Annotated in this window: 15 protein-coding genes; 12 read left to right on the top strand and 3 right to left on the bottom strand. The window is 56.0% G+C overall.

Annotated features, from left to right (window positions below; genetic code table 11):
- Nucleotides 1–5: 5 nt before the first annotated feature.
- From ubiJ to tatD, 6 genes are all read left to right on the top strand, one after another.
- A complete protein-coding gene (ubiJ, locus tag AC27FC_RS22155; RefSeq protein ID WP_094935547.1) occupies nt 6–611 on the top strand; it encodes a ubiquinone biosynthesis protein UbiJ in 606 nt (201 codons plus the stop codon).
- On the top strand, nt 608–2248 hold the full coding sequence (gene ubiB, locus AC27FC_RS22150; RefSeq protein ID WP_094935548.1) for a ubiquinone biosynthesis regulatory protein kinase UbiB: 1641 nt from the start codon (nt 608–610) through the stop codon (nt 2246–2248). Before ubiJ ends, ubiB begins: the two co-directional genes overlap by 4 nt.
- 76 nt (nt 2249–2324) lie before the next feature.
- Nucleotides 2325–2579 (top strand): Sec-independent protein translocase subunit TatA, encoded by a 255-nt coding sequence (gene tatA / locus AC27FC_RS22145; protein WP_024908000.1) that lies wholly within the window; start codon nt 2325–2327, stop codon nt 2577–2579.
- A 3-nt stretch (nt 2580–2582) separates the two neighbouring features.
- Entirely contained in the window at nt 2583–3125 is a 543-nt protein-coding gene (tatB, locus tag AC27FC_RS22140) for a Sec-independent protein translocase protein TatB (RefSeq protein ID WP_047059130.1), read from the top strand.
- Nucleotides 3126–3127: 2 nt separating this feature from the next.
- Nucleotides 3128–3898, top strand: a complete 771-nt coding sequence (tatC, locus tag AC27FC_RS22135) for a Sec-independent protein translocase subunit TatC (protein WP_023309607.1) — start codon at nt 3128–3130, stop codon at nt 3896–3898.
- A 41-nt stretch (nt 3899–3939) separates the two neighbouring features.
- Nucleotides 3940–4722, top strand: a complete 783-nt coding sequence (gene tatD, locus AC27FC_RS22130; protein WP_033146888.1) for a 3'-5' ssDNA/RNA exonuclease TatD — start codon at nt 3940–3942, stop codon at nt 4720–4722.
- Here the strand turns inward: tatD and rfaH are convergent.
- Nucleotides 4719–5210: a transcription/translation regulatory transformer protein RfaH gene (gene rfaH, locus AC27FC_RS22125; protein ID WP_033146887.1), complete on the bottom strand. Its 492-nt coding sequence runs from the start codon at nt 5208–5210 to the stop codon at nt 4719–4721. The genes tatD and rfaH overlap by 4 nt on opposite strands.
- 173 nt (nt 5211–5383) lie before the next feature.
- On the opposite strand from rfaH, the gene ubiD reads away from it, so the two are divergent.
- Both ubiD and fre read left to right on the top strand, forming a co-directional pair.
- Nucleotides 5384–6874 carry a 4-hydroxy-3-polyprenylbenzoate decarboxylase gene (gene ubiD / locus AC27FC_RS22120; protein WP_161496003.1) on the top strand — a complete coding sequence of 497 codons (1491 nt, stop codon included), beginning with the start codon at nt 5384–5386 and terminating at the stop codon, nt 6872–6874.
- Nucleotides 6875–6916: 42 nt separating this feature from the next.
- On the top strand, nt 6917–7618 hold the full coding sequence (fre, locus tag AC27FC_RS22115) for an NAD(P)H-flavin reductase (protein ID WP_008501516.1): 702 nt from the start codon (nt 6917–6919) through the stop codon (nt 7616–7618).
- Between the two features lie 182 nt (nt 7619–7800).
- Here fre and fadA read toward each other — a convergent pair whose 3' ends face one another.
- Nucleotides 7801–8964 carry an acetyl-CoA C-acyltransferase FadA gene (gene fadA, locus AC27FC_RS22110; protein ID WP_008501515.1) on the bottom strand — a complete coding sequence of 388 codons (1164 nt, stop codon included), beginning with the start codon at nt 8962–8964 and terminating at the stop codon, nt 7801–7803.
- 9 nt (nt 8965–8973) lie between these two features.
- Nucleotides 8974–11163 carry a fatty acid oxidation complex subunit alpha FadB gene (gene fadB, locus AC27FC_RS22105; RefSeq protein WP_033146885.1) on the bottom strand — a complete coding sequence of 730 codons (2190 nt, stop codon included), beginning with the start codon at nt 11161–11163 and terminating at the stop codon, nt 8974–8976.
- 190 nt (nt 11164–11353) lie between these two features.
- On the opposite strand from fadB, the gene pepQ reads away from it, so the two are divergent.
- From pepQ to hemG, 4 genes are read left to right on the top strand one after another with little or no spacing between them, the layout of a single operon-like run.
- Nucleotides 11354–12685, top strand: a complete 1332-nt coding sequence (gene pepQ, locus AC27FC_RS22100) for a Xaa-Pro dipeptidase (protein WP_032662849.1) — start codon at nt 11354–11356, stop codon at nt 12683–12685.
- Complete coding sequence (locus AC27FC_RS22095; protein WP_033146883.1) at nt 12685–13299, top strand: IMPACT family protein; 615 nt, start codon at nt 12685–12687, stop codon at nt 13297–13299. The genes pepQ and AC27FC_RS22095 overlap by 1 nt, the downstream gene beginning before the upstream one ends.
- 41 nt (nt 13300–13340) lie before the next feature.
- On the top strand, nt 13341–14792 hold the full coding sequence (trkH, locus tag AC27FC_RS22090; protein ID WP_023309600.1) for a Trk system potassium transporter TrkH: 1452 nt from the start codon (nt 13341–13343) through the stop codon (nt 14790–14792).
- A 10-nt stretch (nt 14793–14802) separates the two neighbouring features.
- Nucleotides 14803–15348, top strand: a complete 546-nt coding sequence (gene hemG / locus AC27FC_RS22085; protein ID WP_029739672.1) for a menaquinone-dependent protoporphyrinogen IX dehydrogenase — start codon at nt 14803–14805, stop codon at nt 15346–15348.
- Nucleotides 15349–15472 lie beyond the last annotated feature (124 nt).

The raw sequence follows: 15472 nt of genomic DNA, 5'->3' as shown, positions 1-15472 counted from the left end.
GTCCCGTGCCCTTTAAACCCTTAGTCTCCGCAGGCGTCGAGAATGTACTGAACGCTTTTCTGTATCGCGCCCCGGCGCTGAAAGCTGCACGTCAGCGGCTTAACGGGAAGGTATTACGCATTGTTTTAAAAGAGTTATCGACGCCGCTTGTGCTGGTATTCAGCGAACGTCAGCTTGACGTTCTGGGGGCGTGGGAAGGTGAGGCCGACTGCTCGGTCATCACGCACATGAGCGTGCTGCCAAAACTGCGTGATCGCCAGCAGTTAACGGCGCTTATCCGCAGCGGTGAGCTGGAAGTGGAGGGCGACATTCAGGTCGTGCAGAACTTCGTTGCGCTCACCGATCTGGCGGAGTTCGATCCGGCGGAGCTGCTCGCGCCTTTTATCGGCGACATTGCCGCCGAAGGTATCGGGAAAGTCCTTCATGGTGGCGCCTCCTTTGTGCGTAAAAGCCTTCAGCGCCAGCAACGCTATGCGGCGGAAGTGCTGACTGAGGAGTGGCGAATGGCGCCCGGGCCACTGGAAGTTGCATGGTTTGCGGAAGAGACCGCTGCTGTTGAACGTGCAGTTGATGCGTTAACCAAACGGCTGGAAAAACTGGAGGGCAAATGACGCCTGGTGAAATTCGGCGCCTCTATTTTATTATTCGCACCTTTTTGAGCTACGGGCTCGACGAGCTTATCCCCAAAATGCGTATCACGCTGCCGCTTCGTATCTGGCGGCGGATGCTCTTCTGGATGCCCAATCGCCATAAAGGTCAACCGCTGGGTGAGCGTCTGCGCCTGGCGCTGCAGGAGCTCGGCCCGGTTTGGATTAAATTCGGGCAGATGCTGTCGACTCGCCGCGATCTCTTCCCGCCTCTGATTGCCGATGAGCTCGCGATGCTGCAGGATCGCGTTGCACCGTTTGACGGCGCGCGCGCGAAAAAGCAAATTGAAGAGGCGATGGGAAATGTCCCCGTCGAGACCTGGTTTGACGATTTCGATATTAAGCCACTGGCATCGGCCTCTATCGCGCAGGTGCACACCGCGCGTCTGAAAGAAAACGGCAAAGAAGTCGTTATTAAAGTCATTCGTCCGGACATCCTGCCAGTCATCAAAGCGGACATGAAGCTGATTTATCGGCTGGCGCGCTGGGTGCCACGCTTGCTGCCGGACGGGCGTCGCCTTCGTCCACTGGAAGTGGTGCGGGAATATGAAAAAACGCTGATTGATGAGCTTAACCTGCTGCGCGAATCGGCAAACGCCATTCAGCTGCGTCGCAACTTTGAAAACAGCCCGATGCTCTATGTACCTGAAGTCTATTCTGACTACTGCAGCCAGAATATGATGGTGATGGAGCGTATCTACGGTATTCCGGTTTCGGATGTGGTGGCCCTGGAGAAACAGGGAACGAACATGAAGCTCCTGGCTGAACGTGGCGTACAGGTCTTCTTTACCCAGGTGTTCCGCGACAGCTTTTTCCATGCGGACATGCATCCGGGCAATATCTTCGTAAGCTACGAGCATCCTGAGGATCCGAAGTATATCGGTATCGACTGCGGGATTGTGGGGTCGCTGAACAAGGAAGATAAACGGTATCTGGCTGAGAACTTCATCGCGTTCTTCAACCGCGACTACCGTAAGGTGGCCGAGCTGCACGTCGATTCCGGCTGGGTGCCGCCGGACACCAACGTCGAAGAGTTCGAGTTCGCGATCCGGACCGTTTGTGAACCTATTTTTGAAAAACCGCTGGCGGAAATTTCCTTCGGGCATGTGCTGTTAAACCTGTTCAACACGGCTCGCCGCTTTAATATGGAAGTTCAGCCACAGCTAGTTTTACTCCAGAAAACATTACTTTACGTTGAGGGTGTAGGCCGACAGCTCTATCCTCAGTTAGACTTGTGGAAGACCGCGAAACCTTTCCTTGAATCCTGGATTAAGGATCAGGTAGGCATTCCGGCGCTGGTGCGCTCGCTGAAAGAGAAAGGCCCGTTCTGGATAGAAAAAATGCCTGAAATTCCTGAACTGGTTTATGACAGTTTGCGTCAGAGCAAGAACCTTCAGCACAGCATGGATAAAATCGCCCGCGAACTTCAGTCCAGCCGCGTTCGCCAGGGGCAGTCACGCTATCTCTTTGGGATTGGCGCAACGCTGCTGCTGAGCGGTACGCTGCTGCTGATCAACCGTCCGGACTGGCAGATGATGCCCGCCTGGCTGATGGCTGGCGGAGTGGTAGTCTGGCTAGCAGGCTGGCGAAAAACGCACTGAGCGTGCGTCGCTATCGACGGGTTGCATACGTATAATGCGACCTGACTCTTTAATCATCTATCCCTGAGGAACATGTATGGGTGGTATCAGTATCTGGCAATTGTTGATCATTGCCGTCATCGTCGTGCTGCTGTTTGGCACCAAAAAGCTCGGTTCTATTGGTTCCGATCTGGGCGCGTCTATCAAAGGCTTCAAGAAAGCGATGAGCGATGATGAGAGCAAGCAGGATAAAACCAGCCAGGACGCTGACTTTACTGCTAAATCCATCGCCGACAAGCAAGAAGAAGCCAAAAAGGAAGACGCTAAACGCCACGATAAAGAGCAGGTGTAAGTCGTGTTCGACATTGGTTTTAGTGAGCTCCTGCTGGTCTTTGTGATTGGCCTGATTGTGCTGGGGCCGCAGCGTCTGCCGGTGGCAGTGAAAACCGTTGCGGGCTGGGTTCGTGCGCTGAGATCGCTGGCATCGACCGTTCAGAATGAACTGGCGCAGGAGCTTAAGCTGCAGGAATTTCAGGAAAGCCTGAAAAAGGTCGAGAAGGCGAGCATGGATAACCTGACGCCGGAACTGAAAGCGTCAATGGATGAGCTGCGCGAAGCGGCGGAATCGATGAAGCGCTCCTATAGCGTTAACGATCCTGAAAAAGCGAGCGATGAAGCGAACACCATCCATAACCCGGTGGTGAAGGGCAGCGAGGAGCAGCGCGAGGGCGTAACACCTGCCAGCGCTGAACATCAGGCTGCCGCGCCAGAACAGACGCCTCAGGAAACCGAAGTGAAAAAACAGGCGCAGCCGGAAGAGCCGGTAGCAAAAACGGCGGAAGTGAAGCCCGCTGCGTCCGTTTCCGAATCATCCCCCTCGTCGAGTGATAAAGCGTAAACATGGCAGTAGATGATACTCAACCGCTGATTACGCACCTCATTGAGCTGCGTAAGCGCCTGTTAAACTGCATTATTGCGGTTTTACTCATATTCCTGTGCCTGGTCTATTTTGCCAACGATATCTATCAGGTGGTCTCTGCACCGCTGATCAAGCAGATGCCGCTGGGCGCAACGATGATTGCAACAGACGTTGCTTCGCCGTTCTTTACCCCCATCAAGCTGACCTTCTGGGTGTCGTTGATTGCTTCTGCACCGGTCATTCTTTATCAGGTGTGGGCGTTTGTGGCGCCCGCGCTGTATAAGCATGAACGCAAGCTGGTTATCCCGCTGCTGGTGTCCAGCTCGCTGCTGTTCTATATCGGCATGGCGTTTGCCTATTTCGTTGTCTTCCCGCTGGCCTTCGGCTTCCTGACGCATACTGCGCCGGAAGGGGTCCAGGTGTCGACGGATATCGCCAGCTACCTCAGCTTTGTGATGGCGCTGTTTATGGCGTTTGGCGTGGCATTCGAAGTGCCGGTGGCCATTGTGCTGCTCTGCTGGGTAGGAGTAACGACCCCGGATGACCTGCGTAAGAAGCGTCCGTATATCCTTGTGGGCGCATTTGTTGTTGGCATGCTGCTGACACCGCCGGATGTGTTCTCGCAGACGCTGCTGGCCATACCGATGTACTGTCTGTTTGAGGTCGGCGTTTTCTTCTCGCGTTTCTACGTGGGTAAAGGACGTCGAGCGGATGACGAAGACGATACGTCCGACAAGACCACTGAAGAGTAAAACCAGCCGCCCGTCAGGGCGGTTGTTATATGGGGATTTGCATGTTTGATATCGGACTCAACCTGACCAGCTCGCAGTTTGCGAAAGATCGTGATGAGGTGGTTGCGCGTGCTTTTGCCGCCGGGGTGAAAGGACTGCTGCTGACGGGCACCAACCTGCATGAGAGCGAGCAGGCGCAGCAGCTGGCGCAACGCTACGATCGCTGTTGGTCTACTGCTGGCGTGCATCCTCACGACAGCAGCCAGTGGACCGCGGAAAGTGGCGACATCCTGTACAGGCTGGCGAAGACGCCAGACGTTGTGGCGATCGGCGAATGCGGTCTCGATTTCAACCGTAACTTTTCCACGCCTGAAGAGCAGGAAAAGGCGTTTACTGCCCAGCTTGCGCTGGCGGCAGAGCTTGGAATGCCCGTATTTATGCACTGCCGCGACGCGCATGAGCGTTTCCTGGCTCTTCTGGATCCGTGGCTGGAGAAACTACCCGGCGCGGTATTGCACTGTTTCACCGGTTCACGGCAGGAAGCGCTGGATTGCCTGGCGCGAGGGCTTTATCTGGGTATTACCGGCTGGGTGTGCGATGAGCGTCGCGGGCTTGAACTTCGTGAGCTATTGCCGGTAATCCCGGCTGACCGGCTGCTCCTCGAAACCGATGCGCCTTATCTGCTACCGCGCGACATGAAACCCAAACCGGCATCGCGGCGAAATGAGCCCGCGTATCTGGGGCACATTGTTGAGAGCGTCGCGAAGTGGCGCGGAGAGGATCCGCACTGGCTTTCGGCGCAGACGGATGACAACGTGCGTAATCTGTTCGGGATAAACGTTTAAAGCTTGCGGAAGTCGGTGTTTTTAACGCTCTGCAGCACCTGCTTGTTCAGCAGATTGAGCAACAGCATAGAGCGCGCTTCCCCGTCCGGCTCGGCAAAAATCGCCTGCAGGCCTTCGAAAGCGCCTTCGGTAATCACGACGCTATCGCCGCTGTAAGGGGTTTCGGGGTCGGTGATCCCTTCAGGTTGTTGATAAATTGACAGCTGATGAATGACCGTCGACGGAACCGTTGCCGGGTGGGCACCAAAACGAACGAAGTGGCTGACGCCGCGCGTTGCGCTGATGGTGGTGGTGTGGATGACTTCCGGGTCGAACTCCACAAACAGGTAGTTCGGGAACAACGGCTCACTGACGGTTGTGCGCTTCCCGCGCTGCATTTTTTCAAGCGTGATCACGGGTGTCAGGCAATTTACAGACTGACGTTCAAGATGTTCCTGCGCGCGCTGAAGTTGCCCGCGTTTGCAATACAGTAAATACCAGGCCTGCATAATCACTCTTTCCCTTAGTTCGGGGCGCAAGCATATCAAAACCCTGGCGGGATCGCTAAGTTGATTATAATGGGGGAAAATGGAACAGAACGCATAAGTTCACGCTTATTTAACAAAATTACAGCATCAAGCAGGCTTACGCCGTATAATGAAGCGCTTACAGAGAGGCCATGATTAACTGCATGAAATACCACGATCTCCGCGACTTCCTGACGCTGCTGGAAAAGCAGGGTGAACTCAAACGTATTACACTTCCTGTCGATCCTTATCTGGAGATGACAGAAATTGCTGACCGCACCCTGCGTGCCGGTGGCCCCGCATTACTGTTTGAAAATCCGAAAGGTTACTCCATGCCGGTGCTGTGCAACCTGTTTGGTACACCGCGTCGTGTTGCACTGGGAATGGGGCAGGAAGACGTCTCTGCGCTGCGTGAAGTCGGTAAACTGCTGGCGTTTCTGAAAGAGCCGGAGCCACCGAAAGGCTTCCGCGATCTGTTCGACAAGCTGCCGCAGTTTAAGCAGGTGCTGAACATGCCCACCAAACGCCTGCGCGGCGCGCCTTGCCAGCAGAAAGTGCTCGAAGGCGATGCGGTAGATCTGACTAAAATCCCTATCATGCAGTGCTGGCCTGAAGATGCCGCTCCGCTGATCACCTGGGGGCTGACCGTTACACGCGGCCCGCACAAAGAGCGGCAAAACCTCGGTATTTACCGCCAGCAGTTGATTGGCAAGAATAAACTCATCATGCGCTGGCTGTCGCATCGCGGCGGCGCGCTGGATTTCCAGGAGTGGTGCGCTGCACATCCGGGGGAGCGTTTCCCGGTGTCTGTCGCCTTAGGCGCCGATCCGGCCACCATTCTGGGAGCCGTCACGCCGGTGCCGGATACGCTCTCTGAATATGCATTTGCAGGCCTGCTGCGCGGAACGAAAACCGAAGTCGTGAAGTGTATCTCTAACGATCTCGAAGTTCCTGCCAGTGCGGAAATTGTGCTGGAAGGTTACCTCGAGCAGGGTGAAATGGCGCCAGAAGGCCCTTACGGCGACCACACCGGCTATTACAACGAAGTGGATAACTTCCCGGTGTTTACCGTGACGCACATTACGCAGCGTGAAGATGCGATTTATCACTCCACGTATACCGGACGTCCACCGGATGAACCGGCGGTGCTGGGCGTGGCGCTGAATGAAGTGTTTGTGCCGATCCTGCAAAAGCAGTTCCCGGAAATTGTTGATTTTTATCTGCCGCCTGAAGGATGCTCGTATCGCATGGCGGTGGTCACGATGAAGAAGCAGTATCCTGGTCACGCTAAACGCGTGATGATGGGCGTATGGTCTTTCCTGCGCCAGTTTATGTATACCAAATTTGTTATTGTCTGCGATGATGACGTTAACGCCCGCGACTGGAATGACGTAATCTGGGCCATTACCACGCGAATGGACCCGGCGCGCGATACGGTGTTAGTCGAAAATACGCCGATAGATTACCTGGATTTTGCCTCGCCGGTTTCCGGCCTTGGCTCAAAGATGGGACTGGATGCCACAAATAAATGGCCTGGCGAAACCGACCGTGAATGGGGTCGCCCGATCAAAAAAGATCCTGCAGTGACCGCGCGAATTGACGCGATCTGGGACGAGCTGGCCATAATGAATAACGGTAAACCCTGAGCTGACCGTTAAGCCCTATAGACTTCCCGACAGAGAGAGCGAATGACAACCTTAAGCTGTAAAGTGACCTCGGTAGATGCCATCACCGACACCGTATATCGCGTCCGTTTAGTGCCAGAAGCGCCATTCTCTTTCCGCGCGGGTCAGTACCTGATGGTTGTGATGGATGAGCGTGATAAGCGTCCTTTCTCTATGGCCTCAACGCCAGCGGAGCAGGAATTTATTGAGCTTCATATTGGTGCGTCAGAGCTTAACCTGTATGCGATGGCGGTGATGGATCGGATCCTGAAGGAACGTGAAATCGTGGTGGATATTCCGCACGGCGATGCGTGGCTGCGCGATGACGAAGACCGTCCGCTGATCCTGATCGCTGGCGGTACGGGCTTCTCTTATGTGCGCTCTATTCTGTTGACCGCCCTGGCGCGTAATCCAGACCGTGACATCACCATTTACTGGGGTGGCCGCGAAGAGAAACATCTGTACGACCTGTCTGAGCTGGAAGCGCTGAGCGTAACCCATCCTAACCTGCGCATTGAGCCGGTGGTTGAGCAGCCGGAAGAGGGCTGGCGTGGTCGCAGCGGGACGGTGCTGACGGCGGTGCTGCAGGATCACGGCACGCTGGCAGGGCACGATATCTATATCGCTGGCCGTTTTGAGATGGCGAAAATTGCCCGCGACCTGTTCTGCAACGAACGTGACGCGCGTGAAGACCGCCTGTTTGGCGATGCGTTTGCCTTCATTTAAATAAAAAACCCGCCCCTGACAGGCGGGAAGAACGGCAACTAAACTGTCTCTCTTCGCCAATGACGCCATAACTGCGTTGGCTGCGCTCGTTCACCCGAATCACTTACTTGAGTAAGCTCATCGGGATTCGCTCGCTTGCCGCCTTGTTCTGACGCCATTGGCTTTGAGATACTTTTCCTGATTTACACTCTCTCAAACACCGTCGCGATACCCTGACCCAGCCCGATACACATCGTTGCCAGACCAAACTGGGCATCTTTGCGTTCCATCAGGTTGATAAGCGTCGTGCTGATACGCGCCCCGGAGCAGCCCAGCGGGTGGCCGAGGGCGATCGCGCCGCCGTTGAGGTTAATCTTCTCGTCGATCTGCTCCATCAGCCCCAGATCTTTAATGCACGGCAGGATCTGCGCGGCGAACGCTTCGTTCATTTCAAACAGGTCGATGTCGCTGGCGGTTAATCCCGCTTTTTTCAGCGCCAGCTTCGAGGCCGGAACCGGGCCGTAGCCCATGATTGAAGGATCGCAGCCCACGACCGCCATCGAACGTACCCGTGCGCGAGGCGTTAAGCCCAGCTCGCGGGCGCGACTTTCGCTCATCACCAGCATCGCGGCGGCACCGTCTGACAGCGCCGACGAAGTACCTGCCGTTACCGTACCGGTGACCGGATCAAACGCAGGGCGCAGGGTAGAAAGCGCTTCTACGGTGGTTTCCGGGCGGATGACTTCGTCGTAGCTGAACTGCTTCAGTACGCCGTCTGCGTCGTGGCCGCCGGTCGGGATGATCTCATTCTTAAAGGCACCGGACTGCGTCGCCGCCCATGCGCGAGCGTGAGAGCGCGCGGCAAAGGCATCCTGCATTTCACGGCTAATGCCGTGCAGACGAGAGAGCATCTCGGCGGTCAGACCCATCATCCCCGCGGCTTTCGCCACGTTACGGCTCATGCCAGGATGAAAATCGACCCCGTGGCTCATCGGCACGTGCCCCATGTGCTCAACGCCGCCCACCAGGCAGGCCTGCGCATCACCGGTCATGATCATCCGCGCCGCGTCGTGCAGCGCCTGCATTGACGAACCGCACAGGCGGTTGACGGTGACGGCCGGAACCGAATGCGGGATCTCCGCCAGCAGCGACGCGTTACGGGCGATGTTGAAACCTTGCTCCAGAGTCTGCTGCACGCAGCCCCAGTAGATATCGTCCAGCGCAGCAGGATCCAGCGCCGGGTTACGCGCCAGCAGGCTACGCATCAGATGCGCGGAGAGGTCTTCCGCACGCACGTTACGGAATGCACCGCCTTTTGAACGGCCCATCGGGGTGCGAATCGCATCAACAATGACAACCTTTTCCATTGTGACTCCTTAAGCCGTTTTCAGCTCGCCAACCGGACGGGCTGGCTCAACTGCCGGATAGTAGGGTTCGTTATGGCGCGCTTTGTTACGCAGCCCTTCCGGCACCTCATAAAGCGGGCCGAGGTGCTGATACTGCTGAGCCATATCGAGATAGCGGGCGCTGCCGAGCGTGTCCAACCAGCGGAACGCGCCGCCGTGGAACGGAGGGAAGCCCAGGCCGTACACCAGCGCCATATCGGCTTCTGCCGGGCTGGCGATGATGCCTTCTTCAAGGCAACGCACCACTTCGTTGATCATCGGGATCATCATGCGGGCGATGATCTCATCGTCGGTGAAGTCGCGTTTCGGCTGGCTTACATCGGCCAGCAGGCCGTCCACCACGGCATCTTCTTCTTTCTTCGGTTTGCCTTTGCTGTCTTCTTTATAGCGCCAGAAGCCCAGGCCGTTTTTCTGGCCGAAGCGGTTAGCGTCGAACAGAGCGTCAATGGCGTCGCGATAATCTTTCTGCATACGCTGCGGGAAGCCTGCCGCCATCACCGCCTGAGCGTGGTGAGCGGTATCAATGCCGACCACGTCCAGCAGATACGCCGGGCCCATCGGCCAGCCGAACTGTTTTTCCATCACTTTGTCGATTTTGCGGAAGTCTGCACCGTCGCGCAGCAGCTGGCTGAAACCGGCGAAGTAAGGGAACAGCACGCGGTTGACGAAGAAGCCCGGGCAGTCGTTAACAACGATCGGCGTTTTGCCCATCTTGCTGGCCCATGCCACCACTTTAGCGATGGTTTCGTCAGAGGTTTTTTCCCCGCGGATCACTTCGACCAGCGGCATACGGTGTACCGGGTTGAAGAAGTGCATCCCGCAGAAGTTTTCCGGACGCTTCAACACGCTCGCCAGTTCGCTGATTGGAATGGTGGAGGTGTTAGAGGCCAGCACGGTCTCAGGACGAACTTTATCTTCCGTTTCTGCCAGCACCGCTTTTTTGACTTTCGGGTTCTCGACGACGGCTTCGACCACCACGTCCACACGGTCGAAACCGCTGTATTCCAGCACAGGCTGAATGGTGGAGATCACGCCTGCAAGCTTCAGCCCGTCAATTTTTCCGCGCTCCAGCTGTTTATTCAGCAGCTTGGCCGCTTCGGTCATGCCCAGCGTCAGGGATTTCTCGCTGATGTCTTTCATCACTACCGGCACGCCTTTCCAGGCCGACTGGTAAGCGATGCCGCCACCCATAATGCCCGCACCAAGTACCGCCGCATGTTTTGGCGTCTCAACGTTTTTAGTCAGCTGTTTGGCTTTACCCTTCACGAACTGATCGTTGAGGAAGATACCGACCAGCGCGCGGGCTTCATTGGTGTGCGCCAGCGGGACAAAGCTCTGATTTTCGAGCTTCAGCGCTTCATCGCGTCCGAGACGAGCAGCCGCTTCAATGGTTTTCACCGCCGTGATCGGCGCCGGGTAGTGTTTACCCGCCGTCTGCATCACCATGCCTTTGGCGATGGTGAAGCTCATGGTGGCTTCAATCTTGCTGAGTTTTAACGGTTCCAGCTTCGGCTGGCGTTTGGCTTTCCAGTCGAGATCGCCGTTAATGGCCTGACGCAGAATGGCGAGTGCGCCTTCAACCAGTTTCTCTGGCTTCACGACGCCGTCGACCAGGCCGATTTTCTGCGCCTGTTCTGCGCCGACATCTTTACCTGCGGCAATGATCTCCAGCGCGCTGTCGGCACCCAGCATGCGCGGCATACGCACGGAGCCGCCAAAGCCCGGCATGATGCCCAGCCTGGTTTCCGGCAGGCCGATGCGCAGGTCCGGCGTTGCCAGACGGTAGTCGGTCGCGAGTACGCATTCGCAGCCGCCGCCCAGCGCGTAGCCGTTAACGGCGGAAATGGTCGGGACAGGCAGATCTTCCAGACGATTAAAGACGCTGTTGGCAAAGTGCAGCCACTGGCTCAGCTGTTCTTCCGGGACCAGGAACAGCGAAAGAAACTCGGTGATATCGGCACCGACAATAAAGGCCGCTTTGTTCGAACGCAGCAGCAGCCCTTTTAATTCAGGTTGTTTTTCAAGAACATCCAGCGCCTGGCCAAGACTGGCCACCGTCGCGGTATCAAGCTTGTTCACTGAGCCGGGAGCATCGAACACCAGTTCGGCAATGCCATCTTCCAGCCAGTTGAGGTACAGGGTGTCGCCTTTGTAGAGCATGTCAGTCTCCTGAATCCAGCAATTGGATCTGGTCATACCAGATGAATCGGAGTGTGGGATTTATGTTAATAAAATGCAAATTACTCATTAAGAAAATGCTGCATTGATCACGGTCGGTGGAAATCACGCAGCCGGAGTGAGGTGTGCTAAGATGCGATGACTTGAGGTCAAAAAAACGAAAGGAAGAATGATGGACTCACTGGCTTCGCTTTATAAAAATCATATCGTTACCCTACAGGAACGTACCCGCGATGTACTGGCCCGCTTTAAGCTGGATGCGCTGCTGATCCACTCCGGCGAGCTGATGAATACCTTTCTGGATGACCACGCTTATCCGTTTAAGGTGAACCCGCAGTTTAAAGCCTGGGTGCCGGTGACTCAGGTTCCAAATTGCTGGCTGCTGGTGGATGGCGTGAACAAGCCGAAACTGTGGTTCTACCTGCCGGTCGATTACTGGCACAACGTAGAGCCGCTGCCGACCTCTTTCTGGACGGAAGAGATTGATGTGATTGCACTGCCGAAAGCGGACGGCATTGGCAGCCAGCTGCCTGCGGCGCGTGGCAACATCGGCTACATTGGCCCTGTTCCGGAGCGCGCGCTGGGTCTGGATATTCCGGCAGACAAACTCAATCCGAAAGGGGTGCTGGATTACCTGCACTATTACCGCGCGTATAAAACCGACTACGAACTTTACTGCATGCGTGAAGCGCAAAAAACGGCGGTGAACGGTCACCGTGCGGCGCATGAAGCGTTCCAGTCCGGCATGAGCGAGTTCGATATCAACCAGGCCTATCTGACCGCGACAGGCCACCGTGATACCGACGTGCCGTACAGCAATATCGTCGCGCTGAATGAGCACGCGTCCGTGCTTCACTACACCAAACTGGATCACCACGTTCCGTCGGAGATGCGCAGCTTCCTGCTTGACGCAGGCGCCGAGTACAACGGTTACGCGGCCGACCTGACCCGTACCTGGGCGGCGAATGCGGATACCGATTTCGCGCAGCTGATTAAAGACGTGAACGATGAACAGCTGGCGCTGATTGCCACCATGAAGGCCGGAACCAGCTATGTGGATTACCACATCCAGTTCCATCAGCGCATCGCAAAACTGCTGCGTAAACATCAGATTGTGAAAGACATGAGCGAAGAAGCGATGGTCGAGAACGATCTGACCGGGCCATTCATGCCGCACGGTATCGGCCACCCGCTGGGCCTGCAGGTTCACGACGTTGCGGGCTTTATGCAGGATGATACCGGGACGCACCTAGCGGCACCGTCTAAATATCCTTACCTGCGCTGCACCCGTATTCTGGAGCCGCGTATGGTGTTGACGATTGAACCGGGGATCTACTTTATCGAATCCCTGCTGGCGCCGTGGCGTGAAGGCCAGTTCAGCAAACACTTCAACTGGGAAAAAATTGATGCGCTGAAGCCGTTTGGCGGTATTCGCATCGAAGATAACGTGGTGGTTCACGAAAACGGTATCGAGAATATGACGCGAGACCTGAAGCTGGCCTGATGGAAAGCTGGCTGATACCGGCTGAACCGGTCACCTTTGTTGAGGAAATCAAGAAAAGCCGCTTTATTACGCTGCTGGCGCATACCGACGGCGTAGAGGCGGCAAAGGCGTTTGTCGAATCCGTTCGGGCTGAGCATCCTGACGCGCGTCACCACTGTGTGGCGTGGGTGGCAGGACCGCCAGACGATTCGCAACAGCTGGGGTTTTCCGACGACGGTGAACCGGCGGGCACGGCCGGTAAACCCATGCTTTCGCAGCTGATGGGCAGCGGCGTGGGTGAAATTACCGCCGTGGTGGTGCGCTACTACGGCGGCATCCTGTTAGGCACGGGTGGGCTGGTAAAAGCGTATGGCGGCGGAGTTCAGCAGGCACTGAATATGCTCACAACTACCCGCAAAACGCCGCTCACCGAATATACTTTGTTGTGCGATTACGCTCAGCTATCGGGCATTGAAACGCTGCTCAAACAGTTTAACGGCGTCATCGCGCACAGTGAATATCAGGCAATGGTGCAATTACGCGTGGCGCTTCCGCAGGCGGAGCTGGCTGCTTTTTCAGCAAAACTGGCTGATTTTAGTCGTGGTTCGTTGCAATTGCTGCCGATTGAAGAATAATCCCCACCTCACTTTTTTGAATACCAAAGGAAGCGGCAGAGATGCATTTTCGTGCCATAACCCGAATCGTTGGACTGCTGGTCATACTCTTTTCCGGGACGATGATTCTCCCGGGACTGGTGGCGCTTATCTACCGGGACGGCGCGGGGCGGGCATTTACCCAGACCTTCTTTGTCGCGCTGGCGATCGGCTCGCTGCTGTGGTGGCCAAACCGTCGTCAGAAAGGTGAGCTGAAATCTCGCGAAGGATTTCTGATTGTGGTTCTGTTCTGGACGGTGCTGGGGAGCGTCGGTTCGCTGCCCTTCATCTTCTCTGAACAGCCTAACCTGAGCATCACGGATGCCTTTTTTGAATCCTTCTCCGGTTTAACAACCACCGGGGCGACGACGCTGGTGGGGCTGGATTCACTCCCGCACGCCATTCTCTTTTATCGTCAGATGCTGCAGTGGTTCGGGGGGATGGGGATCATCGTCCTGGCCGTGGCTATTCTTCCTATTCTGGGCGTTGGCGGCATGCAGCTTTATCGCGCCGAAATGCCCGGGCCGCTGAAAGATAACAAAATGCGCCCGCGTATTGCCGAGACGGCGAAAACCCTCTGGCTTATCTATGTATTACTGACGGTGGCCTGTGCGCTGGCGCTATGGTTCGCCGGGATGCCCGCTTTCGACGCCATCGGACACAGCTTTGCGACGATCGCGATCGGTGGGTTCTCCACTCACGACGCCAGCGTCGGCTACTTCGACAGCCCTACGATTAACACCATTATTGCCATTTTCCTGCTGATTTCAGGCTGTAACTATGGCCTGCACTTCTCTTTACTGAGCGGGCGCAGCCTGAAAGTGTACTGGCGTGACCCTGAGTTCCGCATGTTCATTGGCGTCCAGCTTACGCTGGTGATCATCTGTACCCTGGTGCTGTGGTTCCATGATGTTTACAACTCCGCGCTGACCACGCTAAATCAGGCGTTCTTCCAGGTGGTATCGATGGCGACGACCGCCGGGTTTACCACGGACAGCATCGCGCGCTGGCCGCTGTTCCTGCCGGTGCTGCTTTTATGCTCGGCATTTATCGGGGGCTGTGCGGGTTCTACGGGCGGCGGCCTGAAGGTAATTCGTATTCTGCTGCTGTTTAAGCAGGGGAACCGTGAGCTGAAGCGCCTGGTCCACCCGAACGCGGTTTACAGCATCAAACTCGGGAACCGCGCGCTGCCGGAACGTATCCTCGAAGCGGTGTGGGGATTCTTCTCGGCGTATGCGTTGGTCTTTATCGTCAGTATGCTGGCGATTATCGCGACGGGGGTGGATGATTTCTCCGCCTTTGCGTCCGTCGTAGCAACATTGAATAACCTCGGGCCCGGCCTGGGCGTTGTGGCAGATAACTTTGCCAGCATGAACCCGGTCGCGAAATGGATCCTCATCGCCAATATGCTGTTTGGTCGTCTTGAGGTCTTTACGCTGCTGGTGCTGTTCACCCCTACATTCTGGCGCGAGTAAGGAGCCGTTGATGAAAACATTGATTCTTTTCTCTACGCGAGACGGGCAAACGCGCGAGATTGCCGCGTATCTGGCATCGGAATTAAAAGAGCTGGGTATTTACTCTGATGTGGTGAACCTGAACCGTGCGGAGCAGATTGCCTGGCAGGAGTACGATCGCGTGGTAATTGGCGCGTCAATTCGTTACGGGCATTTCCATCCGGCGCTGGATCGCTTTGTGAAAAAGCACACGGCGGTGCTCAACAAATTGCCTGGTGCGTTTTACTCGGTCAACCTGGTCGCACGTAAAGCTGAGAAGCGTACGCCGCAGACCAACAGCTACACGCGCAAGTTTTTACTCAGCTCGCCGTGGCAGCCAGACCTGTGCGCCGTCTTTGCCGGCGCGCTGCGTTACCCTCGCTACCGCTGGTATGACCGCTTTATGATCCGCCTGATTATGAAGATGACGGGGGGTGAAACCGATACGCGTAAAGAAGTGGTTTATACCGACTGGTCGCAGGTGGCCAGTTTTGCGCGGGAAATCGCACATTTAACGGGCGATTCGCGACATAAATAAGCGTTAAGTTTGAAAAGTGAGCGAACGAAAAGTTTTTTGTATTTTATTCTTGTCACGTCGGAATAACTCCCTATAATGCGCCTCCACTGACACGGAACAACGGCACACACGCCGCCGGGTCAGC

The sequence above is a fragment of the Enterobacter sp. C3_dUdeg genome (genome assembly GCF_057536195.1).
The sequence above is the reverse complement of the archived record's forward strand: the minus strand, read 5'-3'. Positions and strand labels throughout refer to the sequence as shown.